Here is a 26,356-nt window from a genome sequence, read left to right on the forward strand (position 1 = left end):
AACCCCCGGCGTCAGGGACACGCGTACCGAGGATCAACTCTGCACGTCGATCACCAGCATCAAGCCGCCGCCTCCCTGAATCTCGACATTGTTGTTCGTGGTATGATGGGAGATATGGCAGTGAACGAGCCATTTTCCGGGACGCTGGGCCTTCCACAGAACGTCGAACCGCTGACCAGGGCCGACATTTACAGTGTCGGCGAGATAGCGGGCGCTTTGCCGCAGCGTCACGCCGTCGACTGCGGCAACCTCGAAAGGCCCGCCGTGGATGTGCATCGGGTGTATTGCCGTCGTGTGCGACCCGACGAAGCGAACCTTGAGCGTTTGCCCGACCTTCATTCTTATCGTGTCGGTTGCCGGATACGATTTCCCGTTGATGGTGAAGAAGTTCGGGAGCGCACCTTCCATCGGCATCGCGGGGAAGGTTAGCCACTCGCGCTTTAGCCACTCCTGAAGCTGCATAGTATATTCCAGATCGGCGGGAATATCGTCGGAGGGGTCCTCGGGATCGATGATCAAGGCTCCGTAGAGGCCGAGCGATTGCTGGCGGTCGACATGGTCATGCGTGTGGTAGAAGTAGGTGCCGCTCTGACCGACCGTGTACTCGTAGCTGTAGGTTTCGCCGGGTTCGATGGGCTTCTGCGTGATCTCTGCCGGACCGTCCATGTCGTTCGGCAGGATCAGGCCGTGCCAATGGACCGTGGTGCTTTCCGGCAGCCTATTGGTGACATTGATCCTTACCCGGTCGCCTTCCTTTACGCGCAGAGTCGGGCCTGGGACCTGATTGTTGTACGCGTAGGCCTCAACGGTCTCGCCAGGGAGAATCGGCCAGCGGACGACAGAGGCTTCGAGGTCGAAGATCTTGACACCGCCGTCCAGGCGCGGCTTCAAAGTCTGTGCGCCTTGCGCGGTTGGCTCAGCCTCGAAGCTGACGTTCCGTGGATCGACGGCTGCCATGTCCAGCATCGCCCGTCCTGGCGTGTCGAAGGTCATGACCATGCCGGGAGCCATGATAGCGCCGCCCACCTCATGGGCGCTTAGCCGCATGTTCACCTTGGCGAACGGGTACGCGAACCCGGCAGCGAGGAGGATCGTCGTGAACGCCGCCACGGCAGTGATCTGCGCTCTTGTCGGATCGAACGCTGGCGAGTGTTGCCTGTGCTGGGAGTGGTGTTCTCGCGCCATGCCATGCGCGAAGGAGTGAGCAGCTTGGGTGGCGTGACTGTTGCTCATTTCGGATGCCGGCGTCTCCGAGGAATGCTCGCTACGATCCGTCATGAGGCCATGCTTCATGCCTTTGGCGACGAGCCAGACGTTGAACGGATAGGCGGCGAGGAAGCCGACGCCAACGCCGAGAGCCATGACGCCCCAGAACAGCATCTCGCCCGGCCACATGGCACGCATATCGCGGCCCATCATCAGGATTGCCATAACCGGAGCCATGCCGGCCATCATTGCATTCATGCTGATGAATTCGGGCATGAACGACTTGCGGACGTTCTCCGAATAGCTTCCGCCCATCATGTTCTTCATGAACAGCGCCTGGAAGATGAAGAGGCCGAGGGCGAAGCCAGCCGCGTACTCGATGATGATGTCGAGCCACATCGGCAAACCCAGGACCGCCGTGATAACGGCCGCGATGATGATTCCGGTCGCGTCTCCCGCGACGCAATGAATAGTGCTGCCCACCCCTTGCTTCCAAAGCGGCCTGATAAACTCCTCATGGGTGCCGGGGACAGGTTCCTTGTCGGCCAGCACATATAGCAGCAGTCCGACCGGGCCGAGATAAAGCGTGACGAGGATGAAGCCCCATTTCATCACCGACGGCTCGGGATTGTTCCGGAACTGGTCCCAGGCCACATAGATGGTGCTGCCAACCGCCAGGACGAACCAGCCGAACAGCAGATAGTCGATTGGCTGGATGAACATGTTCATCATCTCCCTTGCGCGGTTGCGGAACTGCGATCCCCGGAAAGTTTGCGCGTTACAACTGTTGGAAGGTCAACCCGCAGTTTCTGGAAGCACGCGGGCGAACCGCCGGCGGGATTTCCGGAACCTTCTCCTGGACAGTGGCGTTCGCATCGTGCAGCAGCACTACATGGCGTGGGTTGCCGAGAGGCCAATGCTCCCAGCGGCCATCCAGACTGCCATGGCGATCATCATCAGGTTTTCGGTCAGCGAGATGAAACCAAGGGGGACGTCGCTCGATCCGCCGACGCAAGCGCACTTCAGTTCACGCTTGTCAATGTAGACGGCCTTGAAGACCGAAACAGCCCCTACCGTACCGATGAACATCGCGACCGGAACCGACAGCCAATTCAGAACGCCTGCCACCATGAGCACGCCAGCCAGTCCTTCGGCATAGGGATAGATGTAGCTGTATGGCACCCAGCGCTTTGCCAGGAGGTCATAGTTCAGGAACATCGTCGCAAAGCTCTCGACGTTCTGGAGTTTCATCATTGCCAGAACCACCATTGAAAAGGCGACGAACCATTCGGCTGCGCGCAAGGTGAATGGAGTTCCGTTGACGGCATGGCTCGCCGCCATCGCCGTGAGTGCGGTCAGCGTGAACAGCACGGTAACCGGGCGGTAGGTAGTCGCCTTCGGATCGGCGACCGGCTTCCCCATAAAACGACGCAAATCGTCGTAGCCGCCGACCCGCTTACCATCGATGAAGACCTGAGGCGTCGTCGCCACGCCGTGCTGCGCCTTGAAAGCGTCCGTTTCCTCGCGGGTGGTCAGGTGATGATCATCCACCTCGTAGCCTGACCGCTGCAGCAGGTCCTTCGTCTTCAGTCCGTAGGGGCAGGTGTGGCTTGGCATCACCATCCGGTACAGGACGGCCTTCGTGGAGAGATTCTGCGGATTGGTCTTGTCCAACATTTTCACATCTCCTTGTCCTTGTGAAATCGTTGGCAGGACTATAAGTTCCGTACCATGGTACGGAGTCAAGACCCTCAAGAACTGACGATCGGGAAACTTGCGGCTGCCGGAGGCGTGGGTGTTGAGACCATCCGCTTCTACCAGCGCAAGGGGCTGTTGGCGACGCCGAAGCGGCTGGAGGGCGTGCGGCGTTATGGCGGCGAAGACGTGCGTCGGCTGCGGTTCATCAAACAGGCGCAGACGGCGGGCTTCACGCTGGAGGAGATCGGGGAGCTTCTGGCGCTGGATGCCGGACACAACCGCCCGGCAGCACGGGAACTGGCGAAGAAAAGGCTTGAGCAGCTGGAAGCCAGGATCGGAGAGCTTAATCGTGCTCGGGAAGCACTCCGTAAGCTGGTCTCCGAATGCGCAGAGGGCAAGACCGGGCCTTGCCCGATCCTAGCGTCCTTTGGGGTCTGAATTCGGATCACATCGGTGCAAGTTTTCGGTCGAAAACGGCCACCGAGAGAGGGCGTGGCTACCCGTCCAAGCACGCGTGGCCTTTTATCGAACATGGCGCGACATCGTACATAGCCCGCATGGGTAATCCCAAGTCTAGACAACTAGAGTATGCTCTCGCCGCCGAGTACGATCAGCAATGACGCTTTCATTGATCGGCGCGCCTGGCCCGTGACGGCGGGGAACTATCTACTGAACAGAGCTTCAAAAAGTCTAGGCGCTTTTCAAATGACCCGCGACGCCGCCATAGCCAAGGCAGAAGACTATTTCGATTCCGGTGACTTCCGCGCCCATCTCGCGCGGCGGGTTGCTATCCCGACTGAGAGCCAAAACCCAGACCGCCGTTCGGTATTGACCGCGTATATCAAGAGCGAAATGGTTCACGCCTTGGAAGCGCTTGGATTTGCCTGCCGCGAGCTTTCCCAAGATGGCTGGCCCTTTCTCTATGCCCAGTGCATTGAGGAGGAAGGTCGTCCGACGGTGCTGGCTACGGGCATGGCGATGTCGTACGAGGTCTCGACGCTGACTGGGACGAGGGGCTGTCGCCCTGGAGCCTGATAGAGAGCGACGGGAAGTGGTTCGGACGCGGCACCGCCGACAACAAGGGCCAGCACTCCGTCAACATCGGCGCGCTTCGGGCCGTGCTGGAAACCCGCGGGAGGCTCGGATTCAACGCCAAGTATCTGATCGAGATGGGCGAGGAGAAGGTCTCTCCCGGGCTACGGGAGCTAGCCGAAAGCCACAAGGAACTCTTGCTCGGACGTCCTGATCGCGTCCGACGGCCCAAGGCTGTCCGAGGCGTTCTACGCCACGCGCCTCGACCCGGATCATCCCTGGGTCCGGTGGGCCGTCGGCTCGACCGCCCAAACCGCAGGGAAGAAGCCAGCCGTACTTCCCAATCTTGGCCGCTCGCTGCCGAACGACTCTTCTCGGAAATTCTCGGGCTTCCCACGATCTGGATACCGCATTCCTATCCAGGATGTCCCAGCATGCGCCCCAACGAACATCTCCCGACAGCCATCATTCGCGAGGGGCTGGCGGTGATGGCAGGCATCTATTGGGACCTTGGCGAGACAGGTGCTCCACAGAGGGTCTCTGGGGTGAAGTCGGCCTGCTAAGTCGCACAGATTTGTAGTCGAACGGGGGAGGCAGCATGCGTCTGAAGGATCAAGCGGCGTTCATCACAGGCGGCAGCAGTGGAATCGGCCTTTCCGCAGCGAAGGTGTTTCTCCGAGAGGGCGCGCGAGTAGCGATCACGGTCCGCGGGCGGAGCCAACTCGACGACGCGGTCGAAATTCTGGGCAAGGTTATCGCCTGCGAAGCTGACGTCGACGACGATGAGGCAATGTCCAGGACGTTGGGGGCCGCGGCCGCTGCGTTTGCGGCATCGATGTTGTCTTCGCTAATGCCGGATCATATCGTGATGCCACGCGGGGTAGTGCGACACGCGAGGTCTTCTCGGCGGTCCTGGCGACCAATGTCATCGGGGTGTTCATGACGGTACAGCAGGCGCTGCCTCGCGGATGATAGGGAAGACGATCCAATCTGACGATCCGACTTGGGGAATCGTTTCCTATTTAGGCTTGACCTAGACTTGTAGACTTGAACCGAAGGCGAGGTTCGGCGCTTCCGAAGGCATCGGTCGCGAACTGCTTTGGTCGACCGGTCACAAGATCGAGCGGCTGTGTCAGAAGCCGTTGGCGAGCGCCGCGGTCCGCCGGAAACGCTTGGAGCACTCGCAAACGTCCCCTATTGTCATACCGTGGGGTCTTTTCGAAATTGAGTACTGGCCCTCGGCACCGAGAAGGTCAAGCGGATATGAAGCTCGTCCTCATCGCCCTCGCTGTCGCCCATAATTGGTATTCCGGCCACCATGATCCGGTCACCGGCTACAATGCTGCGACAACAAGGACTGCCGGGTCATCAGCCCGCGCTATGTCGAGCCGCTGCCGGGCGGCAACTTCAACATCCGCACCGGGTCCAAGACAAGATACTTTATCCCCAGGGACCGGGTTTTGGAGAGCGAAGACAGCCAGTATCACATCTGCACGTCCGCCCCGCATATGACGATCCGCTGCTTCTTCGCGCCACACACTGAGGCAAAAGCGATGGGCAGCGTTGCGGGCTCACTTGAGAGGTAGGCTGAGCCTCCGGCCGGATACGGCGCGCGTTCGCGAGCTGAATGATTTTTTAGGTCAGCCATCGACCAATTGTAAGCGCTGTTGCGGGACCACCTGTCTGGAATGCGCTCAAGCAAAGACGCCGGCAGACTTCAGAATAGACGACCGACAAATCGCTCGGTCTCCCACGTCCTGAGAAAAGTCACCTCCCGTGCTATCCACCCGACACTGTTGCTCCCCCACTCTCGCGCGCGGCTCGCGTACTCACCCATCAGCCAAAAATGGCGGACGATCACAAACCGAATAGCTCCTTCGAAGTCGTCAGGAGTTATTGGTCGGATTGACTGATATCCATCAACGAAGGCAGCCCACATAGCAGTCAACGACCGGCCGAAGGAGACTTGTGCCCACAAAAAAACGGCCAAGTCAGACGCAAGGTATCCCGGACCTCCGTCATCGAAGTCGAAAAACACCGCTTCTCCAGCCCCATTTATCCGCGAATTGAAGCCATGGCAGTCCCCGTGGCAATACGTCCATGTTAGATTGCTGAACGCCTTGATAGCCGTCGCAGTCCGCTCGGCGATCTGTCCAAGGTCGCTAAGGACATGTGCGTCTTCCACAATTCCGCTATCGCGAATTCGGGCAAGAGGCCGATGCAGTAAATGTTCCAGATCAAGCCGATACAGCGCACCGCCAAGGGTCTTTCCGTTGGCCCAAGCATCACCGGTGTCAGTTGCAAGCGGTTCTCGGCCATTGATCGCCTGAAAAAGCACACCGTCGCGCGCACCCTCTGGTGCGTGCCCTTGAAGGAAAAACGTGCCATCGCGTGTTGGAATGGGCGCGGCGACCGGAACTCCCAATTTAGAGAGGTGCGTCAAGAATGCAGTTTCGCTCTTGACGTTGGCTGGCCCACGCGCGCGGTGGTGAGAAAGCCGAAACACATAACGCTCGCTGCTGGTCACGCTGGCCAGGTAAACGTCATTCAAGCCGCGTTGAAGCAATTGGCAAGAAACCGGCGATCCCAACACATAGTGCTTATCGATAAAGCGTTCGATCGCCTCAATCTGAGAGGTCGAATATAGCGGATCAAAGTCAAACATGGCCGGTGTTCCGTGGGTGCCGTATAAGCAATCTAGCCTTGCAAACTACGGAGTTCTACAACGACCGCAATGGCGCGAAGCTGTCATGCCGCATCTGTATTGGACTACCGCTCCCACCCTCCACCTCCGCAATGAAGAATTCAAATGTACGGGACCTGGCGTATGGCCGGCGGTGTCCAGGACCAGCATGCCAGGCACGATCTCCTCGCCCGGTTTGACGAGCTCCAGTCGATCGCGGATGGCTACGCGCTCCTCGATGGTCCGGATGGACATCTCGACATCGTGGGCGGCGTGAAGGTGTGGTCGGTCGAAACGACGCTCTCCTTCAACGGCGGCCTGCCACATGCATCGTGCGGTTTCGCCAAATACCGCCGGCTTACATTGCTCCACCAGTTACCGGATTGACCTTCGGTTTTTCGCTGGTGTCCTTCGCGCCGGGAGGCTGAACCACGGGAGGCGCGATTGAAGTCTCGTCTGCATCCGTCTGGCGTCCTGCAGGTGGATGCACGTCTTTCGGATTTCTCTGCTCGGGTTCGGCGTTCGTGTTCTTGATGGCCATCTGAGGTCTCCTTCGCAAGCGAAACGGAGGAGAAGTCGATGAGGTTCCGGCCAGTTTGTCGCGCGGGACAGTCGCGCCTAAGTGTTGCCTTGCTCCTTTTTCGCCGGCGCTCGCCGCTCGAGGAGCTGCTGAAAGATGTCCGCCTGCCGCTCGGCCGCGGCGCGGATCGCAACTAGGTGATCGAGCATCCCGCCAAAAGCGACTAGGACCAACCCACCGGCAATGGTCGCAAACGCCCAGGGAAGAACGGCAAGCAGCGTTTTGACGTCGGGCGAGGGCATCAACATGGTGGCGAGCACGACCAGCGTGCCGATGACGATCGCGCCGCCGAGAAACTCGAGAAACTTTCCCATCTTGGCTCCCCTAACTCGTTGCCAGTCCGACTCGCCGCACTCTTGCTGCTGCATCCGCTGCATGATTCCTCAATCGTGCAGCAATTCAAAGTACTACAGCACTACTTCCGCTTTGAGTGGGACGTGCTCGCTTTCGAGCGGCCTTGACTGCTCCCAGCATTGACCGCCGAATTTCCAGAAAAAACCCCGGCAGGGCCGGGGTTGAGGTCGGGAGGCACTGGAGAATTCAGAATTTGACGCCGACCCCCACCGTGAACTGGTGCTGGTCGAGATCGACATTGGCGCCGCCGATGTCCTTGTCGCCGAAGTCATTGTAGCGATACTCGGCGCGGCCGAACATGCTGTTGGTAAAGGCGTAGTCGATGCCACCGCCGATCGTCCAGCCGTTGAAGGTTTCCTTCTCCTTGGGCGCCCCGGCGACGTCGACGAATCCGCGCGTGACCGCCCAACCACCGGTGCCGTAAAGAAGCGCCTTCTCGTCGAGCGTATAGCCGACCCGGCCGCGCACCGATCCGGAGACGTCCGTCCCGACCTCCGTGCTCGCGCCGAAGACCGTGAAGCTCTTGTCGTTCCAATTGTAGCTGACGTCTCCTTCGACGCCGACGACCCAGTCGCCGATCTGATAATTATAGCCGGCGAAGGCGCCGAAAAGTCCGCCGTTGAAGTCTTCCGAGGCGCTGGCGCCCGGAACGCTGAGATCGCTGTTCAGCCATCCGCCGCCGCCTTGCAGCCCGACATAGCCGCCGGTCCAAACGAAGGTGGGCGTCGTTTCAATGGCCGCGGGGGCCGGTTCCGGAGCTTCGGTGATGTCTGCCGCATAGACTGTTCCGGCGGCCATGGAGGCGCCGAACATTGCAACAAGCACGTTTCTGATCATCACAGATGCCTCCTGTTGTCCAACGACGAGAGTAGCAACTTATCGGGAACAAGTCTGCGAAAAATGGCGCTTTTCGGTATCACTTGCGCGTGCGGCGAAAAAACAGGCCGGTGGATTGCCTCCAGCCGGCCCGCCCGGAAAATCGCGGAAAGGGGAACGTCTCTGCGCGGGGCTGCAAGGCCGCGCGGAAGAGACCGATTGCTTCTTGATAATGCCCGAACGCGATTTTACGCGTTGACATCCTGCGCATGAAATTTGACATTATGCGCATGCCAGCGGCTGCCGAAAAGAGTTCTCCGATTGACGTGGTCGTGGTGGTTCTGCCGGACTCCTCCATCATGTCGCTCGCTTCGGTTCTCGATCCGATGCGGGCCGCCAATCGCGTTGCCGGCCGGCCGGTCTTTCGCTGGCGCCTTCTCTCGGGCGACGGGCAGGCCGTGACGCTGACCTGCGACATCCCGATTTCGGTCGATGGCCGGTTCTCGCTGCCGCTTGCGGGCGACCTTCTCCTGGTCATCGGCGGCTTCAATCTCGAGCGGCACGTCGGCAAGCGGTTTCTCGCGGCCTTGCAGGAATGCGCCCGCCATTTCGACATCGTCGCCGGTATCGAATCGGGCTGCTGGCTGCTTGGCCGATCCGGATTGCTCAACGGCCGCAAGGCGACGGCCCATTGGGAAGAACTCGAAGACTTCAGCCAGACGTTTCCGGCCCTGACGGTGATCGGCGACCGTTTCGTGATGGACGGCAAATACTGGACCTCGGGTGGAGCCTCGCCGACCTTCGACATGATGCTGCATCTGATCACCGAGCGGCTGGGCCCGGCCTTGGCTCTCGATGTCGCGAGCATCTTCGTCTACGACCAGATGCACAGCCCGACCGATGTTCAGCCCTTCGTCTCGCTCGGACGCATCGAAGCGCGCGATCCGGAGCTCGCCGGTGCCATAAGGCTGATGGAACGCACGCTGGAGCGACCGATGACGGTTGCGGCCCTGGCGCGGCGGCTCGCCATTTCGCAGCGCAAGCTCGAATTGCTTTTTGCCAAGGGGCTGTCGATCAGTCCCGGCGCCTACTACCTGCGCCTGAGATTGCAGGTTGCTCATCGGCTCGTCCGCGATTCGGGCATCCCGATGCGCGACATCGCGCTGCGCTGCGGCTTCGACAGTCTTTCCGCCTTCTCGCGTGCCTATCGGCGGGAATATGGGGCGAGTCCATTGAAGATGCGTAGCGCCAATCGCGCGGCGAGCGCTCAGACAGCGGGCAGTTCTCTAGCGCAAACGTAAGTCTAGGTCCTGACCCTAGTTTCGGGCGTGAGGGCCGGATCCGGCCAGCGCGCAGGCTTCTTCGAATTCCTTGACGGTCTCCGGCGTGTTGTCCTCCGGCAGCACCGCGTCGGCGACTTCTTCCGCGGCCGCCGTCTCGCCCCCATAGACAAAGGATTGGATGTAGTAGGCGATTTCTCCCTTCCACACCTTGCGACCATCGATCTGCCGACAGGCGACGGCGGTCTCGAAATCAGCCTGCAGGTCATCCACGCTGGCTGCGGCGGAAGCGCCACCGGAAGGTGCCACAAGCGAAGCAATCAGCAGGGCGGTGAACATGGCGGCAGGCCTCCGGATGGGTCGACAAGGAAGGTGCCGGGTCGTTTCCTTGGTCTCGCTTGATAGAGGGCGAATCTGCTCCGAACGAAAGGGGAATTCTCGCGCTACTGAATTTTGTTGGGTGGTCGATGTGTATAAGTCACAGTCGTCCCTTCCGGCATAAATGCCGTCGCGGGCGCGAACATGAGGGAAGGGCCTTCCGCTCCGCTGAGCGAAAGGCCCCTGGCCCTTACTGGACGATCTGGACGACCGTATAGGTCTTGGGATCGACGATAACGCGCTGCTGATTGACGACAGCATACGCATAGGCAGGATTCTCCGGAACGGGTGTCAGAACAACCCTACGGGGCAGCGGTCGGCCGACGGCGATCTGCTCCTTGATCATGACCGTGTCAGCCGGGACCGGCTGCTGCTGAACATAGGTCGTAACCTGTCGTGGCGGCGGGGCGATCACCGCTCCGGCAACCAGCCCAACCGCGCCACCGACGGCGGCACCAACGGGGCCGCCAACAATCGCGCCAGTAACGGCGCCGCCTGCGGCGCCAGTTACCGCACCTTGATTGCTGTCATTCGCAATAGCGGGCGCTGCAAAGATGCCGGTCGCGATCGCAGTAGCAATGATGATCTTGGCATTCATCTGTCGTACTCCCTTGCTATACGTGGGGTACAACGCCACACAATTTTATTTGTTCCTTAATTTGACTTTCGCATTTCCGGGTATGTCTTATAGTAACGCAATGTTACATTTACGTAATCTTGTGAATACTAACCACGGCGCGTGATGGTTCCTGCGTCTCAATCGAGAGGGGCGGATTGCGATCCTTACCGAATCTAACGCCGAACCGCCGGTGTGCGGGCGAACTCCATCGCAGGGGGTTCGTTTTTCGCCCACTCGGCGACCGCAATCGCGGAGCCGAGCATAAGCACTGGCAGAGCCATCGCGCCGAAGAATTTGAGCACTAGCAGGAATCGCCTGCGTTTTCCTTGCCGATCGTAAACCATGCTCTTTCCGCCGAATCGCATCTGAAGAACAGGTGGGATGAAAACAGAAAAGCCTCGCCCCGTCAGTCTCTTTGGGAACACAGCTTGCAAGTTTCGTCCAACGACTGAGGAGCAACTTGCGTGGTATTGAGAGGTGAGGTCGACAAAACATCCGACAACCTCCCAACACACCACTGTGCCGGGAGGTTATATCGTGGGAAAATGCTGCCTCAGCGGTCAGTTGATGACCTGGACCACAGTGCGAGACTTTGGCTCAACGATCACACGCTGCTCGTTGACCATTGCAAATGCATAGGCCGGGTTATCCGGGATCGGCGTCAGCACCACCGTTTCGGGGATCGGCTTGCCGACAACAACCGGCTGCTGCACGACCACGGAAGCAGTCGCAGGCTGTTGCTGGACATAAGTCACAACCTCCGGAGGAGGCGGAGTGAGTGCGCCGCCGAGTATGGCGCCGACAACTGCGCCGACTCCTGCGCCAACCGGCCCGCCAAGAATGGCGCCGGTTGCGGCACCACCCACCATACCGGTCGCCGCGTTCTTCCCGTCGCTTTGCTGGGCCACCGCGGCCCCGGACAGTAGCGTTGCCGCAGCGGTGACAATTACTAGCTTCTTCATAGTCACATCCTCGCGTTGAAGTCGGGAACTAACGAAGAGGCACAGAAAGAGTTCCCTGCCTTGGACTTTGGTCCGAATGGAAGTTTTGACGGCTGAGCATCCGCCGCGCGGGTTGTGCGAGCTTTATTTCACATCAGCTCAGAGCCGCAAGAATGGGGGATTTAATACTGCGATCCTCGCCCGAATTCAGAGTGTCGACACCTGGCATCATGATGACCAGTGCCATGGAGTTTTGATGGCCGGCGTATCGTGCAGGACGGCATCCCGTGCGTCCTTAGCGGGAATATTTGGGGCGCCGATGATGTCATACCGCTGTCGCGCCTATGGAGGAGATGCGCTATGGAAATTGAAACTCCCATCGCTCTTCACGATGCCGACATGCTCAGCGTCGTGTTCGAGGAGTTGCTGCAGGATTATCAAACATCCCGCGACAGCGCAGTCGCAGAGGGCATCCTCACACGCTTGATCTTCACCTATGACCTCGGCGTCCGCGATCCGGTGCTGCTGAAAATGCTTACCGTGCCTTTTCTGCGGCAGCGTTTATCGGGGACGCAGTGAGTCAGGGGACGATCGACCTTGACCCGGATGCGCCTACTCGTGACCCGCCTGGGATCTATCTGGTTGGATCATCTTGTAAGTGCTTGAATTCATGTGGTGAGCGCGCAGGGATTCGAACCCTGGACCTACTGATTAAAAGGAAGAGTTTTTTGCCATGTCGCGTGTCAACTGGGATTTCTACTTCCTAAACAAAACTTTTAAAAAGATCCATAATGCTCTGTTTTCGTTTAATATATCCCATAACGATTATCAGGGTGTGCCAAGGTGGAACAGCCTGACCCCACGCTGACCCCGGAATTGATTTTTAAAGAACTGACCCTATGCTGACCCCGCTCTCGTTCAGGGTCAGGTAGGGAAATGGTACAGGTTTATATCGACAAGGACGTCATCAAACAGGCGAAGGCCGACGCAAAGAACGGCACTCCTATCGAGTATCGCGACAAGGCGACCAAGGGGCTCGCGATCCGTGTGAAGAACGGCGCAGCAAATTGGTACTTCATTTCCGAACATGGAAAGAAGCAGATCGGCGGCCTCCATCATTTCACTGAGAAGACGATCGACGATCTTCGTAAGATCATCGGGGAGATCAAGCAGGCTTACAAGGATGGCGACAAGAAACGCGCCGATGATATTGTGGCAGAGGTCGTTGGACGTGGCACTGAAGACCTCGAAGAGGCCAAGGCGAATGTCGCTGTCAAAAAGGGGGTGATCTGGACTTGGGAGGAGATGAGGGACGGGTATCTTGAATATCTCGAGCAAAACCTCGCATATAAAACATGGGAAGCGCAGCGGTCCGCGCTTGGCGCAACCGGTAAAATTATCCCGCAGGACTATAGCCATCTGGCAGGCAGGCCAGCGAAATCCATCACCGTCGCCGATCTTGAAAAAATCATCGACAACATGCGGATGCGGATGACGGCCGGTGAGGATGCCCCCCCGACGGCAGGTCTGACGCAGAGGCAACGCGTCGTACAATATCTCCGCAACTTGTACGACTGGGCTACGGAATCGACCCAAAGGCCCCGGAGTGGGATCGAGGTCAACATCGCGAGGCTGTTAAAGAAGCCAAAGGCACCGAGTCTTAATTCAGGCAAAAACCGAAACAAGCGCCGTCGTATCCGTCATGTTGCAACCGCCACCTTCGGGGACCGATATGCCTCGGTTGCGCAGCTTGCGGCTTTCGGTTTGGTGCAGCTGTTCTACGAAGAGGTGATCGGCGCGGACGAGGCGAAGATCGCGCTCCTGCTTCAGTTGCTGACCGGCCAACGCATATCGTCGGTACTGACGTCCTTCCACATCGAATTCGTCCGAGTTCCGACGTCAGTCGGAGCGCCGTGGAAATACGTTTGGGCGCTCGGCCCCGACAAAATGGGCGCATACCGCCTGTTGCCGTTGCCCGATATCGCCAGTTGGTGCATCCACCGGATGAAGAGCAAATACGCAAGGGAGGGGAACGACTTCACGTTCCCTCAGCTCAAGCGCAGTAAGACGGTAGACGGCGTCCAGGGCAGGGCGGACTGGCACATGAACTATTCGACGGTGAAAAGTGCGGTCCAGCGTGTCCGCACGCTAGAGGACACTGCGCTGCCGCGATCATACAAGGGAACGCATGATTCCCGGCGTTGCTTCATCTCCCATCTCTCCGAATGGAAAGACCTTGGTTTCGGCGATCATATGTCGGTCGAGCGCGTTACCCATGCGAACGAGGGCAAGGAAACCGTCCGCCAGAAAATTTACGATATGAACCCGGCTCTGAAGGACAAATTCCGGGTCCTCAAGACTTGGGAAGACATGCTGCTCGACGCCATCTCCGATGACCAGACCGACCCGGTACGGTGGCGATTCCAATACCAGGACAGCGAAGATCGCAAGCACGAAATCATCTCCATGGAGCGGTGGGCGAGAATGGACGCCATGAAGGCGCAGATGAACTTTGCGAGTGGATACGACGAGGATGATTGAAATGTGTTCAGGATTATGAACGGGTTCAGCGTGGACGGAGACCGAATCGGAGTGCAGCAGACTTCTTCAGAATCTTATCCTGCGATCCTTGTCCGGACGCTCCGAACGGAGCTTGCGTCAGCGATATCCAATTTCTCTGCGAATAAGGTTCCGGACCTCTGTTCACGATTGGGCCTGCGGGACGGAGATCGCGACGAATCCTTTAAGTCCAAGTTCGCCTACGCCGAACGGCGCCTGGTCGAAAGGTCCGCCGCCGACTTGATTCCGATCGCCGCACGACTTCTGGAAGAGGTCGATAGCTACAGCTTGTCCGAAGCAAAATCGAAACTCGAGGAGTACGGGAAGCCGTCCGTCTCAGAACTCACCCGGAAGCGCGTGCTCGCAATCTTCGATACGAAAATGCTGACAACCGAGCATGATCGCATGGACTTCCTTCGGCGCATCTGGCCGCTTAGCGAGATGCCATCAATCTTCTCGCAGACTTACGATGGCAGGACGCTCGAAGATGATCTGATTCAGGCGACGGTGCGCAACAATGACTGGGAGGACAGGGAGATCCTTGAGCGCGTCGGACTTTTGATGTGCTCGCAGAGGCAGTTCTTCCGCTTCCTCGAAGGCGTGACGAGCCCGCTAGCCCAGTCTGCGGAGGCGCAAGCAGAGCTAGTCTCTGCCATCAATGACCTCATCCGGCATGACGGCTTCCGGTTGACCATCGCACGCATGATGTCGGGCAGTCCTGTGTATGCGGTACAAGCTGCCGCTATCGGTAGCCCTGCGGATACGGGGATCTCGCAAGCACTGGCAGCCTATGATGCCGACACTATTCATGCTCGCTGGACGCAAGCCCTCGACCGCCGCGACACGAATCCGGAGGGGGCGATCACGCTCGCAAGGACGCTGCTTGAGGACGTCTGCAAGTGGATCATCGTCGAAGCCGGCGAGGAGTACGAGGAGAAAGACGATCTTCCTCAGCTATACAAGCGGCTGGCCAAGATTCTGAAGCTCGCACCCGATGACCACACCGAGGTAGTGTTCAAGCAGATTTTGGGTAGCTGCCAGTCAGTCGTCGAGGCGCTAGGCTCTCTCCGGAACAAGATATCCGACGCTCACAGTCGAGGCCCGCGCCGTGTGCGTCCGGCTGCGCGACACGCACAGCTTGCGGTCAATCTCTCAGGTGCCATGGCGACCTTCCTCGTCGACACCTGGAATGCGCGGAAGTCGGAGCAGCCAGCCTCGTCGATCGTATAGACGCTGCCAGGCGTGACGAGGAGGTCGAGATCGACGCAGTTGGCGACATCATGCTGAGACAACCATGATGGATCCGGCGACGGGTTGCCGCCCTGGAAATGTAGGCGTTCGCCCGCGCCGCCATGACTTGATCTCGGCGACTTCTGCTTTCATGCCGACGATTTCCGTCTTCATCGCAGTCTGCGCGCCAAGGAACTTTTACAGCAATGGCTTACTATATGTAGTTTCTCAGCACTCGCGGATATCTCCGTGATATTTTGGGGTTTGCAAACTCGTTTTTCCGTCACCCCGCCGGCATGATCGACCCCGGATCCGCTGCCCCGCTGCCATCCAGTTTCTCCAGCTCATCCTCGACCATCGTTCTCCGAAGGATGGCGTTGAAATCCAGGCCGTCGAGACCGGCATAGCATCGTACTTAAGGCCGAGACGCATAACCTCAGCTTGCGGCTGACATTCGCCGATTCACGTTCTTGTTGTGAGCGGTGAGACCGTCAAGGCGCTGCTGGATGTCGTCGTAATCGGACTTCGGAACCAGTGCGGCGCTGTCGAGCCGCTCCTGTAGAAAAAGTCTTCTAGGATCGAGAGGGTGTAGCGGCTCTTCACGTCGTGGTCGGGATGGTTTCCCACAGTGGGCAACGTGACACCATCCGAGATGCCCTTGCCATTCCCTGTTGTGATCGGCCTTCCACCTGATCTTCGTCATCACACCCATCGCCGCCTCCTTCGCATCCGATGGGACAATGGTGTGCGCCCGACAGGCACGACGCAAACGCCGGCGGAAATGCTATGCACGATGTCGAAGGAGATTCTGATGCCGAAGACACTTACGCTTACGCGCGAAAGCGACCGTGACACCATCTACATTCCGATCCACGTTTTCGACGTCGGCTACACCAAATCAGGCGAGCTGGCGGCCGAACTCGACACCGGAAACGATCACACCTGCATTCGCCAGAATGTATTCGATGCCATTGGATTGGTCGCAGACGGCAGGATGATCCAGGTCAACGGCGTGACAGGTGGAGCTGCTGGTCGTACTGCGAGGATCAGCATCGGGATCGAGACGGCCAACGGCCACAAGATCAAGATCTCGAACCACGAGGTCGTCGTGCTGCCCACGATGACCTGCAATGTGCTGTTCGGCCGCGACATGCTGGAGTTCTTCGACGTCGCCATCACCCGCGGCGGCACCACCGTCCTGACATTCGATTGAGAAGCAGATATGAGCGACCAAGATCAGCATAATCGGACTATGAACTTGAACGCGCACTATGCGTGGAGCTTCGCCTTATGGGCGTCTGCGGAGGCTGCGCGGACTTCTGGAAATCTCGTCCTTGCTCCCATCGGATACTATTACTCGGTTTTCCACTCGGCCTACGCGTATCTGAATGCTGTCCCGGGCATCGCGCCCACCACGTTCGACCGCATGGGGCATCAGCCGTTGTCGAACCTGATCGAGCAGCATCTGGGCAGCGATCTCCAGAAAGACTTCGACGAGATGCGGGACCTGCGCGAAGCCATCAATTATCTCGGTATGGGTTCAGCAGAGGGGAAGCTCCGAGTGCTGCGCGGACATCCTCTGAGATTTGGAACACCGTCACAGAGCGCCAGCCTCGACAACATGATTTCAAGAGCGCGCAACAAGTCTAGGGACTTCATCATCACGACACTGGACAGGGTAGCTGCTTTGCCGTCGCAGGCCGCCGACACCTTTCCCAAGCGGGGCGATGACGACGAGAACTGGCTGCTCGAATACATGCAGGAAGATATTTATCTTGGATTGATGTCCGACGACATGCGCGGCAAGGCGGTGAGAATCGTGCGCGAGCTGCTGGCGTAGCAAGGCCGGCAGCGTACAAAACATTTCCGCCGCCGGCCTTGATGCCGGGCGGCGGTCTTGTGAGACGGATACGGACAAATCCGCAAGTTAGGAGACGGATACGGACGTTCCGTATGCCTTCCGCAGTTTTTCGACGCTATTCCTGATCCGCTTCAGGACGTTGGGATCCGAATCCAAGACCTTTTCGGCAAGCCTGATTTCTTGATCCGAAACGTCGTTCGTGATGAGCGCTCAGATACCGTTGGTGACTAGCTTGTCCGCCACGGAAACCGGATGGACACGATCATAGGTGCAGAACAAAACCTTGGTGCCATCGGCCTGAGTGTCGGCAGAACTCACCGTTAGGCTCTCCTCCGGATCCGTCCATCCATATGGGAAGGCATCGGCCTCGTCGAAGCATCCTTCCGGCAGCGTCGTCCACGTTCTCGGCAGCCAACCGCGAGCGTGATGCCAGACCCTATGAACCTCGCTGGGCTCATCCTTGAGTTCAGTGGAGACCTTGTGGCCGCCACGCAAGAGGTAGTTCTCCCACTCGTCCTCGGTGCCTTCGAACCCAGCGTCGACCGCAAGCTGATACGCTGATTTCGCAACGGCCACGTCTTCGGCGTTCTCGATCTTCCTGCGAAGATCAGTGACGTTGTCGAGAGTGCCCGCAATCCTCGTCAGTGCGTCGTCACGGTAGAAGCCAGAGGATTCCTCGTCGTCGAATGCTTTCTTCCATTCCCCCACAAGACGCGCACGCTCGTGGTGCAGGGCAGCGACGAGAAGGATCCTCTCGTCTTCGTTGATTTCAATACCGGCATCACCTCCTCCGCGTAATCGGTGCCTGAGGAAATGGTGTGCGCTGCCGCAGCGTGGCGCAAACGCCGGCGGAAATCGGGCTTGCTGCTGATCGGGGGCGCAGATAGCATCCGGCCACTACTGGGGGATGCAATGTCGAGATTCTCGAAAGCCAACGACTTCACGCTCGTCAATAACTTTACGATCAACCATGCCGATAAGCTGTCGGACGGCCGACACTTCATGTCCACATGCGCGCCGCAGGGGGTCTGGCTCGATCTATACGATATCGAGTTCACGCACCGCGTCGAGTGGCAGGACGACAACTACGAGAAGCGCCCTCCAGGATCTCCGGACTTCAAGCTGCGCTCGGTATTCACGGCGCGCGGTACCACCAAGGACACGATCACAGTCTTCCGCGTTCCGGATGGCAAGGTCGCCCAATTCTCTGAGATCCAAGTCATGGTCAAGCCGCTGCCGAAAGGAAAAGTCGGCGGCGAGAAGCGATCGTCGACGCTAGATAGGGTCGGCTTTTCCGGCATGTCGTCGAAGTCGGTTCCCCCGGAGGGATTGATGTCGGGCGAGCCGGGAACGTTGCTCTACGTCGATCCGACAACAGACACCTGGCCGTCCGAGCACGACAAGCCGTACCTGCAGCTCGAAGGTTACATCGACGAGGCGGAGTTCTCTGCACTGATGCAGCGGCTCTCTATGACGGCGGCGCCAGTGCGCAAGGCGACCGTTCGGATGGTCGCCGAGCTGTTCGAGCACGAAGTGGATGCCAGTCTGTCAGAGCCGTGGCACCACAAGGACTACGGCCTGTTGCTCCGCGGTGAAGACAAGGCGTACGGCTTCACCCGGGCGCGCGTGGAAAGTGTCTCGGTCGCTTTCAAGCCGACTACGATCTCTGAGGATGACGCTGACGATGCCGACGAGCCGAAAACCGCTAAGCCGATCTCGATGGACAACCTGCCGCCCGACATGGTCTCGAAGATCTCGAAGGACATGCTCGTAAAGATCGAAAAGCGGCTCGGCGTGCTGACTGGGATCGTCGGGTTCTCGGCTGCCTTCGTTGTCGGCAAGATCCTGCTCGGCTGAGGTACAGAATGGCCTATCCCCCACCAATAAGTGCCCTTGAGAAACGCTTGCTCGCTGTCATTGCAGCCGGACACCCTGAACGGCGCATGGAAGTTAGAGTCCGCGGACATCAGATGCGCGTAGCCCCGCTGACGTGGAATGAACTGGCCGTCGCCGTGGGTGTTCCCGAGCGGGATCTCGGCGATCCCATTGCGCACCTCGTTGCCGGCGACGCCATAGACAGCGCGCGGCAGCCCGCAGGGTTCTTCAAGAGGCTTCGGGGCGAAGAAGACACTACATTCTTCTTCGCTACGCAGAAAGGCCTTCGGATCCTGCAAGAGGATCCTGAGACACCAGCGCCGGATAGAGATGAGGAATCCAAGCGCTTAGAGGACGTTAGGAAGATCACTCATCATTTGGGCTACGACCTGACACGATACGGCTATGCTTTTTCGCTTATCAGCCTGGGGAGCGGCTATGACGAATTCGCGACAGCAAGCCAGATCGCGCTCGTGACGCTCGCGACGGATGTGCGCGTGGCCGGGCGCGACATCACCAAGCTGATGGCTTTCGTGCCGCATACGATGGCCATGGTGGACATCCTGAAGGACTGGAATGATCGGGGCATGCTGAAGGAGGACATCTTCCAGAACGACGCCCGTGCCATGGTCATGGTGACCAGGGCGTCGCCGGAACAGGAAGGATGGTTGAACAAGGTGCTGTCGGATCCAGTCGCCACGGCCGAGAGGCTCGCGAATTGTCGGCTGGACTACATGAAGGCATTCAGAGAGTCTCAGTAGCGCCGCCGGATTGTCTCTAGCCCCGCGTCGAGGCCGAGGTCCTTGAAGCGGTCGGGATAGAGTATCTGTCCGATCCGCAAGACGCAGATGCCGACCTGTGCTGCGGTCTTGAGTGCGAGGTTCAGCGGCATGCCATCACCATGTAGGTAGAGGGTGTCCCAATGGACGTCGCCGTTCGGTTGCCGTCCGATCGCTGACGACATTGAAAAGCCTTGTTCGTTCGGGTGCGCTCCGAAATCGATCAGGCGCTCGTACAGGGTCTCGTATGCCGTCCCAACCTTCGCGCTTGCCGCCTGCAGGTGCCGTTTCACCTTGTTTGCGGAGAACTCCTTGCGGACGGCCTCTCGATTCTTGTCGCTCTCGTTTCGGCGCATCCAGCGTTCCCAGAGAACTGCGTCGCCACCGATGTAGTGGCCGTATGATGCATGCTCAAGGCAGAGGCGGAGCAACGCCTGGGCTTCATAGAGCTGCCCGGCCATGACTGCACCGGCCGCCGAACGATAGGCGGAATGGGCACGCAAGAGGAAGGTCATCGGTATCATCGGCTTGGGGTTCACGGCTCGATCCAACAGCCGCTTGAACATGTTATCGAGGGCAATGAGATCGGCGACTTCTGCAGGCTTGCCGACGAACGTCGCGAATTGGTTCGCGCGATACTCCTCAAGGTAGGCCGTCAGCGGGTCGGCACCCCATCCGGGCGGTGGCGGCTTGTCATGTGGCGACATAGAGAACTCCTTTTTGTCACGATTGTACCGATCACGATGAGTCGTGACAGTGGCAACAAACGCCGACAGGATTCGTCTTGTCGCGAATCTTGCTGACGGATAGGTTGCGCGGACAACCTATGGGGCGGACGACATGGACTTCAAACAAATCGCGGAAACTTCCCGGGATAAACTTGGACACTATTTCTCCAAGAGCGGGGAACGACAGATTTCGTTGCAGTCGACCGCTTTAGCGGCATTCGCCATGCTCGCGTCGTACGCATATGGACGGATCAACTACACGCCGAAAAGTTACGACTGCCCTGCGATCCAACCCTCGTTGATTATGAGTTTCGATCCTTCCAGGTGTACCGAGAATCCACCTGTCATCGTATACCCAGAACCCTGGCTGTCGATGCTCGTAGCAGGAGTGGCAGGGACGGCAATTCTTGGCATACTTTCGGCAACGCTGGATCGATCTGTCTTCGCACGATATCTGCTGGCGGGTTGGCTGGCGTTCGTCGCGCTCATCGCCGTCTCGGGATATTTCACCTACTCGAACTTGGGCCGCTTCCCGGGAGCGTATTTCGTAGCCTACCCGGCCACGACAGTCGTGGCCTTTGGCGTTGCCGCTGCCTGCTTCGCGGCAATTGCGAATATTGCACTAAGGATACGAGGAGCATCTCCGAAAGCTGCGGAGGCAGAATGATGAAAGACAAGATCTCATCTGCCAGCCAGAAGGTCGCCGCTGCTGCCAAAGCGAGGCCAGCGGAAACCAGATGGTCGCTCCTCGGCGCGGCCGGCGGCGCGATCCTTGGGCTGCTTGTCGGGGGAGTTGGTATCACCGCCATGGGCGGTGGTGCTGGCGTTCCGGCGGCCGTAATCCTCGCGCTCGTCGGCGGCGTCCTGGGCAACCGGTTCGGTATCTCGAAAGATCGGCCAGTTCGCGATCGGAAGATGGATTGATGAGCGATAACGTCCTCCAATTCCGAAAACGCAAGAAGGCCAAGCCGAATAAGCGTCCCCAACAAAATCCGTCCTCTCCGAAAGCTCTGATCGGCGTCTTGGGTGTCGCTATGGCGCTGGCAGCGGTCTACACGTATTTCTCGCTCGGGGGATCGCCCGCACAGGCCTCGGCATTCGCTCGATGCGGCATCATTAAACGCAACTGCGTCATCGACGGCGACACGCTGTATGTCGGCGGTGAGAAAGTTCGGGTTGCCGATATCGACACGCCGGAAATTAGCGAACCGAAGTGCGCATCTGAGAAAGCGCTCGGCGAGCGCGCAACGGCGCGCTTTATCGAGCTTGTCAACGCCGGGCCCTTCGAAATGCGCGCATGGGAAGGTCGCGACGAAGACCAATACGGTCGGAAGCTGCGCGTGCTCGTGCGCGATGGCCGCAGCCTCGGAGATATCCTCGTGAGCGAAGGGCTAGCGCGGACGTGGAGCGGCCGCCGTGAGCCGTGGTGCTGAAACATAGGGGGACTCCATGCTCAGACGTTTGCTTGCGAGCGGCTCGTTTACGGTTGCTATCGCATCGGCCATGCCATCTTTTGCGGCGACGAAGGCAATGGAGTGCGAGCGACACCAGGTCGGCTCCGACGGATACAAGGCGGAGCGCTTCATCTACACGATCACCGCGGACCTGGATGCTGGCACTCTGAAGATCGACCTCACGAAAGAGCCGCCGGAAAACAAGACCGGAAAGTTTCCGATTCCGACAGGGTCCAATTGGAAGATCGTATGGCGGTCGCAGGATTCGCTTCGTGTCGTCGGACTGATCACCGACTACTCCGACAATCCGTTCGAGTCGCCCGTCATGATGATCGACGTCGACTTCGCCGCCGTGCGGTCGGCATATGCCACTGCAGGCGGGCTGGGGGATTTCGATACCGTGGTAAGCGACCCGTGGAAGTATGAATGCAAGCGGCTCGACTAACTAGGGCTACGCTTGGCGGTCGATAATCCGTGCATCATACGATGCCCTGACGCGGCCGTTGTCGGCGCGGATCCCCACCATGAGCGGCAGCTCCAGCACGTAGAGCTGGTCGATCTCGGTCAAGCTGAATCCCTCCGCGGTCTGGCCGTCTAGGAAATCGCCGACCATCGCCTCGGTCTCGGCGAGAGCCTTCCGGACCGCGTCACGGATGGCGATGTCGTCGCGCGTTCGCGGTGTCGCATGGGCAACGGCGACAGGATTCGCGATGTAGCTCACAGGAGGCTGCTCAGGAGCAACCTCGACAACGGCGGCAGGTTCAGCAGGCTTCTGCTTGCGAGGTGCCATTACGCGTCTTCCCAGATGTAGACGACATTGTCGGGAGCAAGCTTGTTGATGCGATCAATGTGAGCATACAGCGACCTGGCTTCCCTGCGATCCACGACTGGCGGAGGCGCATCGACCCGGCGGACGTAGTCCCAAGCCTCCTCGTCCCAGACGTGGAGATGCGGAGGATGGTCGTCCTCTAGGAATTCCGCGAGCAGAGCGAATCCTTCGCTCAGATCCGCCAGATGCCTTTTGTCGATGGACACGTTGCCATCCCTTACCCGCACGAGATCCTGCCGAAGCTCGTTGGCAAGGAGACGGCGATAGAGCTGCCACATCACTCCGTTGTCGTCCGGCAGCGCGAGAAGATCGCACTGCGTCGTTACCTGCTTGAACAGATACCGCTGCCAGAGGTCGATCATCTTTCGGATGTCGTGCTCGAGTCCGATCTGGATCCAGTCGATCCGCGGTGCTGACTGAGCGGTGGCGCGGATGGCCCAAGCGGGGAAGCGTTCGATAATGGCTGCGTGCATGACAATCTCCTCCTCGGTGTCTGAGAAAATTGTTTGTGCCGGCGGCGCGTGGCGCAAGTCAGTCTTCGGGTTCGAGTTCCTCGGGATCGGGGATCCAGTAGTCGTTGGGGCGCCACTCTTCTTCGTCGCTGCTGAGGAGGCGCGGCTCAGGTAAGACATCGAGATGGAAGAACTCGGCGTCGAACATGGTCACGAGCGCGTCCGGCTTATCCTCTTTCTTGCTGGTATTGAGGTCGATAGGGCCTTCGAGGATTCGGCGCGGATGCCAGCGACGCGCCAGTGGATCCTCCGCCCCAGCGTAGATCGCCGACAGTGAAAACCTGATCCCTGGCGTGCTCAACTGATCGGTCGGACGGCAGCGCTGTGGTGATCCGACAGGGCAGGGACAGGGCCGGTGTTTGCGTTAACGGATCGATCGCTATACCCGACATCGTCGACTTGCGTCCACAATCATACCGCGTCATATCTGCTTAAGACAACTTTGTTGACGGAGCATGACATGGCGAACTTCGGGAACCCGGCATACAGCGCGGTGGTGGGCAATGCCGGCGGGATGATGGTCCTCGCCGCCGGAGCGGTAGGCCTGGCATCTGCTATCGGCGATGGGCTTGCGGCCGCGGCTGAAGCCCGCTACCAAGGGCGCTACAATGATGCCCTGACGACCGCTATCAATCATGCCGGTGAAATGGAAGCCATGGCCCGCAAGGCTATGGAACTGATCGCCGAACTTGAGGCTGAGAACAAGTCGCTTCGTGCTGCATGCCAACAGCGCCAGGAAGTCATCGACCTCCTGGCCAAGCGCGCGCATAATGTCGGACCTCAGTGAAAAGGATTGGCAGCGCATCCGGCAGCATTTCGGCGATCTCGCGTATGAGCATGCCGAGATGCACAAGATGATGCTCGAACTCCTCTCTACGGACGACCTCGACAAGGCGCTCGAGACAGCGACGGATGAGCTGCGCACGAGCTTAAAGCGCAGCGTGTTAGGAGCTTACGCTGATGGCCGTCTCTCTCAGCGGCAAGCGATCGACGCGCTCGATCTGAGGGATTCGGCAGAGTTGCTCGTTGCACTCGGAGATGCTGGACTGCCGATGCCGCAGCCATCGGCAGCCGAAGTCCGCGAGCAGGCGGAGACCGTTGCGAGGTTCTTTCTCGAAATCCGGGAAGCCAAGGTTCCCGAGGCTCTGGAAATCCTCTCGGGAGCGCAGGCCGTTCCGACCAATGATGACGAACTGAAATGAAAATGGCCCTCGACGACATTGAGAAAGCCATTCGCACACTGAATCGACAAGTCGATGAGCTTGCCGTGCGAATGGCTAATCAGCTCGCGGCCTTCCGCGAACTGCGAGCTGAGAGAGCGGGAATGCTGAGTGATAACATCGCAGCCGACGCGCCGAGAGAAGAGCGGACGGTTCACGGAGATCCTGACGCAGTCCCCGAAATGACGTGCTTCTTCGATGAGAGCCTTCGGGATTTCTCATGGGCGGACACGCGCAACGAGCTCCGCCGGCAGCGCCAAGCCAAGCGCAAGGAAGAGGCCGAGCGCAAGCATAGGCTGCATAGTTACATCCTGCGAGAAGGGGCTGGGGCTGGGTTCGGGAGTCGCACCCTCGATCGCTATGAACCAGCCTCGCAGCGGACTTACTGGGTTATTCAGGCGGCAAAGACTGAACGTCTTGACGGATTGTACTGGAACATCACTCTTTCGGCGACGCCGTCCTCGCCTGTGCGCGGCCAAGATTTAACCTTGTTGCTGGCAAAAGCGGCTTCGTAAACTTGGCTTTCCGTCATGTAGAGATGAGCCATTAGGTGAAACAATGAGCGCATCCCCTCGCCGGACTGGCGTGGATCGCGTTGAGCTTCGTCCATTACCTGTTTCAAATAATCTTCCAGCCGAGCACGTCGTCCTCTGGCTTGGCACTTGAACGATACCCATGCCCAAACTGCCACAACGCCGGTCGCGATCGACCCAAGATTGGCAATCGTACCAATGAAATCACCCATTCTGGCTGCCCTTCCGCTCCCAATCGAATGAAGGTGGCGCAGCTAGCGGAACAACGCAAGATGGGGATGAGTCTTTGGAGCTAAAGCAGGGCAGCAAGCTCACCAACTCGAGAAGGGGACCGCATGCGCTCTTATGGTTACGCATTCCACCGGATGTCATTCCTCGCCAATCTGATGCTCGCCGTCGCAACGCTGCTCGCGTCCTTCGCGCTGGCAGTGGTCCGCTATGGCGTCGTCACCAGGTGGCATTCACTACGCGGCCTGAGCATTGCGGCCTATCGGACCGTCGGTTCGCTCAAGCCGGTCTATCGCGAGAGCTACGAGACGCACGGTCTCAGCCTTGCATCTGGGCGAATACGAACCTGATCCCGCTTGCCTGAAATGGAGAGCCGGGCCTAGCCGCCCGGTTTGCCCATGTCTCATCAATTCTTGCGGAACAATTTGTACGTGCTTATGGCGCCATTATCACTGAAGCGGACATCCGTGTGCTCGACGATGCCTCTCATGTCGTCAGTCCACCGATCGAACCGACCGGCACCTAATGCCGAGATCGTTGAAACCCTCAGATTTTCGAATTCTTGGTCAACCGCGAAGTGTACGCCACCTCTGTTATCTGTTCGGTAGCGGACCTGCTCTTCGGTAAAAATTCGCCGATATGCCGCAATAAATGACTGCCTGGCAGCCTTCTGCTCGTGGTCGGCGTTCCGAATTATTCCATCGTGGACAACCGTGATCATGTCCAAAACGTCGCGTAGCTCCATGCCGCCAACTATCTTGACCCACTGGTAGTCGTACAGGCTTTGACCGATCCTCGATGCGCCGACCAAAGTGGCCACCATCACCTAGTGCTGCTACTACCACCGCCAAGCGATTTCTCATCCTTGGGCTATCGGGCAAGAGATCGATGCTGCGCAGATAGACGTGGGAGAATCTTTTCCCCTCTGATTGTTCATTCATGATGGTCCTCGGCGAAGCCC

General features: G+C 58.8%; 32 protein-coding genes and 2 pseudogenes. 17 read left to right on the forward strand and 17 right to left on the reverse strand.

The annotated features are described in order from the left end of the window. Window positions 1-33: 33 nt before the first annotated feature. Complete coding sequence (locus CO676_RS19600; RefSeq protein ID WP_041415374.1) at window positions 34-1,929, reverse strand: DUF4396 domain-containing protein; 1,896 nt, start codon at window positions 1,927-1,929, stop codon at window positions 34-36. A 165-nt stretch (window positions 1,930-2,094) separates the two neighbouring features. Continuing rightward, entirely contained in the window at window positions 2,095-2,883 is a 789-nt protein-coding gene (locus CO676_RS19605; RefSeq protein ID WP_014764335.1) for a glutaredoxin family protein, read from the reverse strand. Between the two features lie 54 nt (window positions 2,884-2,937). On the opposite strand from CO676_RS19605, the gene CO676_RS19610 reads away from it, so the two are divergent. Both CO676_RS19610 and CO676_RS19615 read left to right on the forward strand, forming a co-directional pair. Then, the gene (locus tag CO676_RS19610; RefSeq protein ID WP_014764336.1) at window positions 2,938-3,342 is read left to right on the forward strand and encodes a MerR family DNA-binding protein; all 405 of its coding nucleotides are present in this window, start codon (window positions 2,938-2,940) and stop codon (window positions 3,340-3,342) included. 267 nt (window positions 3,343-3,609) lie between these two features. After that, window positions 3,610-4,499 (forward strand): annotated as a pseudogene (locus tag CO676_RS19615) (M20/M25/M40 family metallo-hydrolase). Between the two features lie 1,154 nt (window positions 4,500-5,653). Here the strand turns inward: CO676_RS19615 and CO676_RS19625 are convergent. The 5 genes and pseudogenes from CO676_RS19625 to CO676_RS19645 all read right to left on the reverse strand — a co-directional run bounded on the left by CO676_RS19625 (window position 5,654) and on the right by CO676_RS19645 (window position 8,390). Beyond that, complete coding sequence (locus CO676_RS19625) at window positions 5,654-6,601, reverse strand: phosphotransferase (RefSeq protein ID WP_097522293.1); 948 nt, start codon at window positions 6,599-6,601, stop codon at window positions 5,654-5,656. 153 nt (window positions 6,602-6,754) lie between these two features. After that, window positions 6,755-6,844, reverse strand: a pseudogene (locus tag CO676_RS37015) (MBL fold metallo-hydrolase); the annotation flags it as partial. Between the two features lie 133 nt (window positions 6,845-6,977). Continuing rightward, window positions 6,978-7,160: a hypothetical protein gene (locus CO676_RS19635; RefSeq protein ID WP_080605623.1), complete on the reverse strand. Its 183-nt coding sequence runs from the start codon at window positions 7,158-7,160 to the stop codon at window positions 6,978-6,980. Between the two features lie 77 nt (window positions 7,161-7,237). Beyond that, window positions 7,238-7,513, reverse strand: a complete 276-nt coding sequence (locus tag CO676_RS19640) for a hypothetical protein (RefSeq protein WP_041415376.1) — start codon at window positions 7,511-7,513, stop codon at window positions 7,238-7,240. A gap of 226 nt (window positions 7,514-7,739) precedes the next feature. Continuing rightward, window positions 7,740-8,390, reverse strand: coding sequence for an outer membrane protein (locus tag CO676_RS19645; protein WP_014764341.1), 651 nt, complete (start codon window positions 8,388-8,390; stop codon window positions 7,740-7,742). A gap of 248 nt (window positions 8,391-8,638) precedes the next feature. Between CO676_RS19645 and CO676_RS19655 the strand changes: the two genes are divergently transcribed. After that, window positions 8,639-9,670: a GlxA family transcriptional regulator gene (locus tag CO676_RS19655; RefSeq protein ID WP_014764342.1), complete on the forward strand. Its 1,032-nt coding sequence runs from the start codon at window positions 8,639-8,641 to the stop codon at window positions 9,668-9,670. Between the two features lie 15 nt (window positions 9,671-9,685). Here CO676_RS19655 and CO676_RS19660 read toward each other — a convergent pair whose 3' ends face one another. The 3 genes from CO676_RS19660 to CO676_RS19675 form a co-directional block, all read right to left on the reverse strand. Then, window positions 9,686-9,988, reverse strand: coding sequence for a hypothetical protein (locus tag CO676_RS19660; RefSeq protein ID WP_041414363.1), 303 nt, complete (start codon window positions 9,986-9,988; stop codon window positions 9,686-9,688). A gap of 229 nt (window positions 9,989-10,217) precedes the next feature. Continuing rightward, window positions 10,218-10,625: a DUF1236 domain-containing protein gene (locus tag CO676_RS19665; RefSeq protein WP_097522294.1), complete on the reverse strand. Its 408-nt coding sequence runs from the start codon at window positions 10,623-10,625 to the stop codon at window positions 10,218-10,220. Window positions 10,626-11,206: 581 nt separating this feature from the next. Beyond that, window positions 11,207-11,608, reverse strand: coding sequence for a DUF1236 domain-containing protein (locus CO676_RS19675; RefSeq protein ID WP_097522296.1), 402 nt, complete (start codon window positions 11,606-11,608; stop codon window positions 11,207-11,209). A 339-nt stretch (window positions 11,609-11,947) separates the two neighbouring features. Here CO676_RS19675 and CO676_RS19680 point away from each other — a divergent pair, with 339 nt between their 5' ends. The 5 genes from CO676_RS19680 (at window position 11,948) to CO676_RS19700 (ending at window position 17,216) form a co-directional block, all read left to right on the forward strand. Further along, window positions 11,948-12,166 (forward strand): hypothetical protein, encoded by a 219-nt coding sequence (locus CO676_RS19680; protein WP_097522297.1) that lies wholly within the window; start codon window positions 11,948-11,950, stop codon window positions 12,164-12,166. Window positions 12,167-12,523: 357 nt separating this feature from the next. Then, entirely contained in the window at window positions 12,524-14,128 is a 1,605-nt protein-coding gene (locus CO676_RS19685; protein ID WP_097522298.1) for a hypothetical protein, read from the forward strand. A gap of 168 nt (window positions 14,129-14,296) precedes the next feature. After that, window positions 14,297-15,376, forward strand: a complete 1,080-nt coding sequence (locus tag CO676_RS19690; RefSeq protein ID WP_245424365.1) for an abortive infection family protein — start codon at window positions 14,297-14,299, stop codon at window positions 15,374-15,376. Between the two features lie 811 nt (window positions 15,377-16,187). Next, window positions 16,188-16,589 (forward strand): retroviral-like aspartic protease family protein, encoded by a 402-nt coding sequence (locus CO676_RS19695; RefSeq protein WP_179875561.1) that lies wholly within the window; start codon window positions 16,188-16,190, stop codon window positions 16,587-16,589. Window positions 16,590-16,598: 9 nt separating this feature from the next. After that, a complete protein-coding gene (locus CO676_RS19700) occupies window positions 16,599-17,216 on the forward strand; it encodes a hypothetical protein (protein ID WP_097522301.1) in 618 nt (205 codons plus the stop codon). Between the two features lie 231 nt (window positions 17,217-17,447). Here CO676_RS19700 and CO676_RS19705 read toward each other — a convergent pair whose 3' ends face one another. Next, window positions 17,448-17,945 (reverse strand): hypothetical protein, encoded by a 498-nt coding sequence (locus CO676_RS19705; RefSeq protein ID WP_097522302.1) that lies wholly within the window; start codon window positions 17,943-17,945, stop codon window positions 17,448-17,450. Between the two features lie 204 nt (window positions 17,946-18,149). Between CO676_RS19705 and CO676_RS19710 the strand changes: the two genes are divergently transcribed. Further along, window positions 18,150-19,094: a hypothetical protein gene (locus CO676_RS19710; protein WP_097522303.1), complete on the forward strand. Its 945-nt coding sequence runs from the start codon at window positions 18,150-18,152 to the stop codon at window positions 19,092-19,094. Between the two features lie 113 nt (window positions 19,095-19,207). After that, on the forward strand, window positions 19,208-19,873 hold the full coding sequence (locus CO676_RS19715; RefSeq protein ID WP_097522304.1) for a hypothetical protein: 666 nt from the start codon (window positions 19,208-19,210) through the stop codon (window positions 19,871-19,873). On the opposite strand, the gene CO676_RS19720 is transcribed toward CO676_RS19715, so the two are convergent. Next, window positions 19,867-20,598 carry a hypothetical protein gene (locus CO676_RS19720; RefSeq protein WP_097522305.1) on the reverse strand — a complete coding sequence of 244 codons (732 nt, stop codon included), beginning with the start codon at window positions 20,596-20,598 and terminating at the stop codon, window positions 19,867-19,869. The genes CO676_RS19715 and CO676_RS19720 overlap by 7 nt on opposite strands. A gap of 133 nt (window positions 20,599-20,731) precedes the next feature. Between CO676_RS19720 and CO676_RS19725 the strand changes: the two genes are divergently transcribed. Genes CO676_RS19725 through CO676_RS19740 form a run of 4 tightly spaced genes read left to right on the forward strand, consistent with a single transcriptional unit; the run spans window position 20,732 to window position 22,518 of the window. Then, a complete protein-coding gene (locus CO676_RS19725) occupies window positions 20,732-21,286 on the forward strand; it encodes a hypothetical protein (protein ID WP_097522306.1) in 555 nt (184 codons plus the stop codon). After that, entirely contained in the window at window positions 21,286-21,543 is a 258-nt protein-coding gene (locus tag CO676_RS19730) for an ammonium transporter (RefSeq protein WP_097522307.1), read from the forward strand. The genes CO676_RS19725 and CO676_RS19730 overlap by 1 nt, the downstream gene beginning before the upstream one ends. Further along, window positions 21,543-22,052 (forward strand): thermonuclease family protein, encoded by a 510-nt coding sequence (locus tag CO676_RS19735; RefSeq protein ID WP_097522308.1) that lies wholly within the window; start codon window positions 21,543-21,545, stop codon window positions 22,050-22,052. The genes CO676_RS19730 and CO676_RS19735 overlap by 1 nt, the downstream gene beginning before the upstream one ends. Window positions 22,053-22,068: 16 nt before the next feature. After that, window positions 22,069-22,518 carry a hypothetical protein gene (locus CO676_RS19740; RefSeq protein ID WP_097522309.1) on the forward strand — a complete coding sequence of 150 codons (450 nt, stop codon included), beginning with the start codon at window positions 22,069-22,071 and terminating at the stop codon, window positions 22,516-22,518. A gap of 6 nt (window positions 22,519-22,524) precedes the next feature. Here the strand turns inward: CO676_RS19740 and CO676_RS19745 are convergent, their stop codons facing one another. From CO676_RS19745 to CO676_RS19755, 3 genes are read right to left on the reverse strand one after another with little or no spacing between them, the layout of a single operon-like run. Further along, the gene (locus CO676_RS19745; RefSeq protein WP_097522310.1) at window positions 22,525-22,863 is read right to left on the reverse strand and encodes a hypothetical protein; all 339 of its coding nucleotides are present in this window, start codon (window positions 22,861-22,863) and stop codon (window positions 22,525-22,527) included. Further along, window positions 22,863-23,375, reverse strand: coding sequence for a hypothetical protein (locus CO676_RS19750; protein WP_144340159.1), 513 nt, complete (start codon window positions 23,373-23,375; stop codon window positions 22,863-22,865). The genes CO676_RS19745 and CO676_RS19750 overlap by 1 nt, the downstream gene beginning before the upstream one ends. Before the next feature lie 58 nt (window positions 23,376-23,433). Further along, window positions 23,434-23,715 (reverse strand): hypothetical protein, encoded by a 282-nt coding sequence (locus CO676_RS19755; RefSeq protein ID WP_097522312.1) that lies wholly within the window; start codon window positions 23,713-23,715, stop codon window positions 23,434-23,436. A gap of 159 nt (window positions 23,716-23,874) precedes the next feature. On the opposite strand from CO676_RS19755, the gene CO676_RS19760 reads away from it, so the two are divergent. Together CO676_RS19760 and CO676_RS19765 are read left to right on the forward strand one after the other, a co-directional pair. Then, window positions 23,875-24,201: a hypothetical protein gene (locus tag CO676_RS19760; protein WP_097522313.1), complete on the forward strand. Its 327-nt coding sequence runs from the start codon at window positions 23,875-23,877 to the stop codon at window positions 24,199-24,201. Beyond that, complete coding sequence (locus tag CO676_RS19765) at window positions 24,185-24,616, forward strand: hypothetical protein (RefSeq protein ID WP_097522314.1); 432 nt, start codon at window positions 24,185-24,187, stop codon at window positions 24,614-24,616. Before CO676_RS19760 ends, CO676_RS19765 begins: the two co-directional genes overlap by 17 nt. 412 nt (window positions 24,617-25,028) lie before the next feature. On the opposite strand, the gene CO676_RS34615 is transcribed toward CO676_RS19765, so the two are convergent. After that, window positions 25,029-25,379: a hypothetical protein gene (locus CO676_RS34615; protein ID WP_144340160.1), complete on the reverse strand. Its 351-nt coding sequence runs from the start codon at window positions 25,377-25,379 to the stop codon at window positions 25,029-25,031. Window positions 25,380-25,502: 123 nt separating this feature from the next. Here CO676_RS34615 and CO676_RS19775 point away from each other — a divergent pair, with 123 nt between their 5' ends. After that, a complete protein-coding gene (locus CO676_RS19775) occupies window positions 25,503-25,745 on the forward strand; it encodes a hypothetical protein (protein ID WP_097522316.1) in 243 nt (80 codons plus the stop codon). Between the two features lie 56 nt (window positions 25,746-25,801). Here CO676_RS19775 and CO676_RS19780 read toward each other — a convergent pair whose 3' ends face one another. Next, on the reverse strand, window positions 25,802-26,221 hold the full coding sequence (locus CO676_RS19780; protein ID WP_144340161.1) for a hypothetical protein: 420 nt from the start codon (window positions 26,219-26,221) through the stop codon (window positions 25,802-25,804). Window positions 26,222-26,356 lie beyond the last annotated feature (135 nt).

This window comes from Sinorhizobium sp. BJ1, assembly GCF_002531555.1.
Taxonomy (GTDB): Bacteria; Pseudomonadota; Alphaproteobacteria; order Rhizobiales; family Rhizobiaceae; genus Sinorhizobium; species Sinorhizobium fredii_B.

Excerpts from the sequence above, each read along its gene's own strand:
- CO676_RS19600 (WP_041415374.1), bottom strand. The coding sequence starts at position 1,929 with ATGTTCATCCAGCCAATCGACTATCTGCTGTTCGGCTGGTTCGTCCTG.
- CO676_RS19605 (WP_014764335.1), bottom strand. The coding sequence starts at position 2,883 with ATGTTGGACAAGACCAATCCGCAGAATCTCTCCACGAAGGCCGTCCTG.
- CO676_RS19610 (WP_014764336.1), top strand. The coding sequence starts at position 2,938 with ATGGTACGGAGTCAAGACCCTCAAGAACTGACGATCGGGAAACTTGCG.
- CO676_RS19625 (WP_097522293.1), bottom strand. The coding sequence starts at position 6,601 with ATGTTTGACTTTGATCCGCTATATTCGACCTCTCAGATTGAGGCGATC.
- CO676_RS19635 (WP_080605623.1), bottom strand. The coding sequence starts at position 7,160 with ATGGCCATCAAGAACACGAACGCCGAACCCGAGCAGAGAAATCCGAAA.
- CO676_RS19640 (WP_041415376.1), bottom strand. The coding sequence starts at position 7,513 with ATGGGAAAGTTTCTCGAGTTTCTCGGCGGCGCGATCGTCATCGGCACG.
- CO676_RS19645 (WP_014764341.1), bottom strand. The coding sequence starts at position 8,390 with ATGATCAGAAACGTGCTTGTTGCAATGTTCGGCGCCTCCATGGCCGCC.
- CO676_RS19655 (WP_014764342.1), top strand. The coding sequence starts at position 8,639 with ATGAAATTTGACATTATGCGCATGCCAGCGGCTGCCGAAAAGAGTTCT.
- CO676_RS19660 (WP_041414363.1), bottom strand. The coding sequence starts at position 9,988 with ATGTTCACCGCCCTGCTGATTGCTTCGCTTGTGGCACCTTCCGGTGGC.
- CO676_RS19665 (WP_097522294.1), bottom strand. The coding sequence starts at position 10,625 with ATGAATGCCAAGATCATCATTGCTACTGCGATCGCGACCGGCATCTTT.
- CO676_RS19675 (WP_097522296.1), bottom strand. The coding sequence starts at position 11,608 with ATGAAGAAGCTAGTAATTGTCACCGCTGCGGCAACGCTACTGTCCGGG.
- CO676_RS19680 (WP_097522297.1), top strand. The coding sequence starts at position 11,948 with ATGGAAATTGAAACTCCCATCGCTCTTCACGATGCCGACATGCTCAGC.
- CO676_RS19685 (WP_097522298.1), top strand. The coding sequence starts at position 12,524 with ATGGTACAGGTTTATATCGACAAGGACGTCATCAAACAGGCGAAGGCC.
- CO676_RS19695 (WP_179875561.1), top strand. The coding sequence starts at position 16,188 with ATGCCGAAGACACTTACGCTTACGCGCGAAAGCGACCGTGACACCATC.
- CO676_RS19700 (WP_097522301.1), top strand. The coding sequence starts at position 16,599 with ATGAGCGACCAAGATCAGCATAATCGGACTATGAACTTGAACGCGCAC.
- CO676_RS19710 (WP_097522303.1), top strand. The coding sequence starts at position 18,150 with ATGTCGAGATTCTCGAAAGCCAACGACTTCACGCTCGTCAATAACTTT.
- CO676_RS19715 (WP_097522304.1), top strand. The coding sequence starts at position 19,208 with ATGCGCGTAGCCCCGCTGACGTGGAATGAACTGGCCGTCGCCGTGGGT.
- CO676_RS19720 (WP_097522305.1), bottom strand. The coding sequence starts at position 20,598 with ATGTCGCCACATGACAAGCCGCCACCGCCCGGATGGGGTGCCGACCCG.
- CO676_RS19725 (WP_097522306.1), top strand. The coding sequence starts at position 20,732 with ATGGACTTCAAACAAATCGCGGAAACTTCCCGGGATAAACTTGGACAC.
- CO676_RS19730 (WP_097522307.1), top strand. The coding sequence starts at position 21,286 with ATGAAAGACAAGATCTCATCTGCCAGCCAGAAGGTCGCCGCTGCTGCC.
- CO676_RS19735 (WP_097522308.1), top strand. The coding sequence starts at position 21,543 with ATGAGCGATAACGTCCTCCAATTCCGAAAACGCAAGAAGGCCAAGCCG.
- CO676_RS19740 (WP_097522309.1), top strand. The coding sequence starts at position 22,069 with ATGCTCAGACGTTTGCTTGCGAGCGGCTCGTTTACGGTTGCTATCGCA.
- CO676_RS19745 (WP_097522310.1), bottom strand. The coding sequence starts at position 22,863 with ATGGCACCTCGCAAGCAGAAGCCTGCTGAACCTGCCGCCGTTGTCGAG.
- CO676_RS19750 (WP_144340159.1), bottom strand. The coding sequence starts at position 23,375 with ATGCACGCAGCCATTATCGAACGCTTCCCCGCTTGGGCCATCCGCGCC.
- CO676_RS19760 (WP_097522313.1), top strand. The coding sequence starts at position 23,875 with ATGGCGAACTTCGGGAACCCGGCATACAGCGCGGTGGTGGGCAATGCC.
- CO676_RS19765 (WP_097522314.1), top strand. The coding sequence starts at position 24,185 with ATGTCGGACCTCAGTGAAAAGGATTGGCAGCGCATCCGGCAGCATTTC.
- CO676_RS34615 (WP_144340160.1), bottom strand. The coding sequence starts at position 25,379 with ATGGGTGATTTCATTGGTACGATTGCCAATCTTGGGTCGATCGCGACC.
- CO676_RS19775 (WP_097522316.1), top strand. The coding sequence starts at position 25,503 with ATGCGCTCTTATGGTTACGCATTCCACCGGATGTCATTCCTCGCCAAT.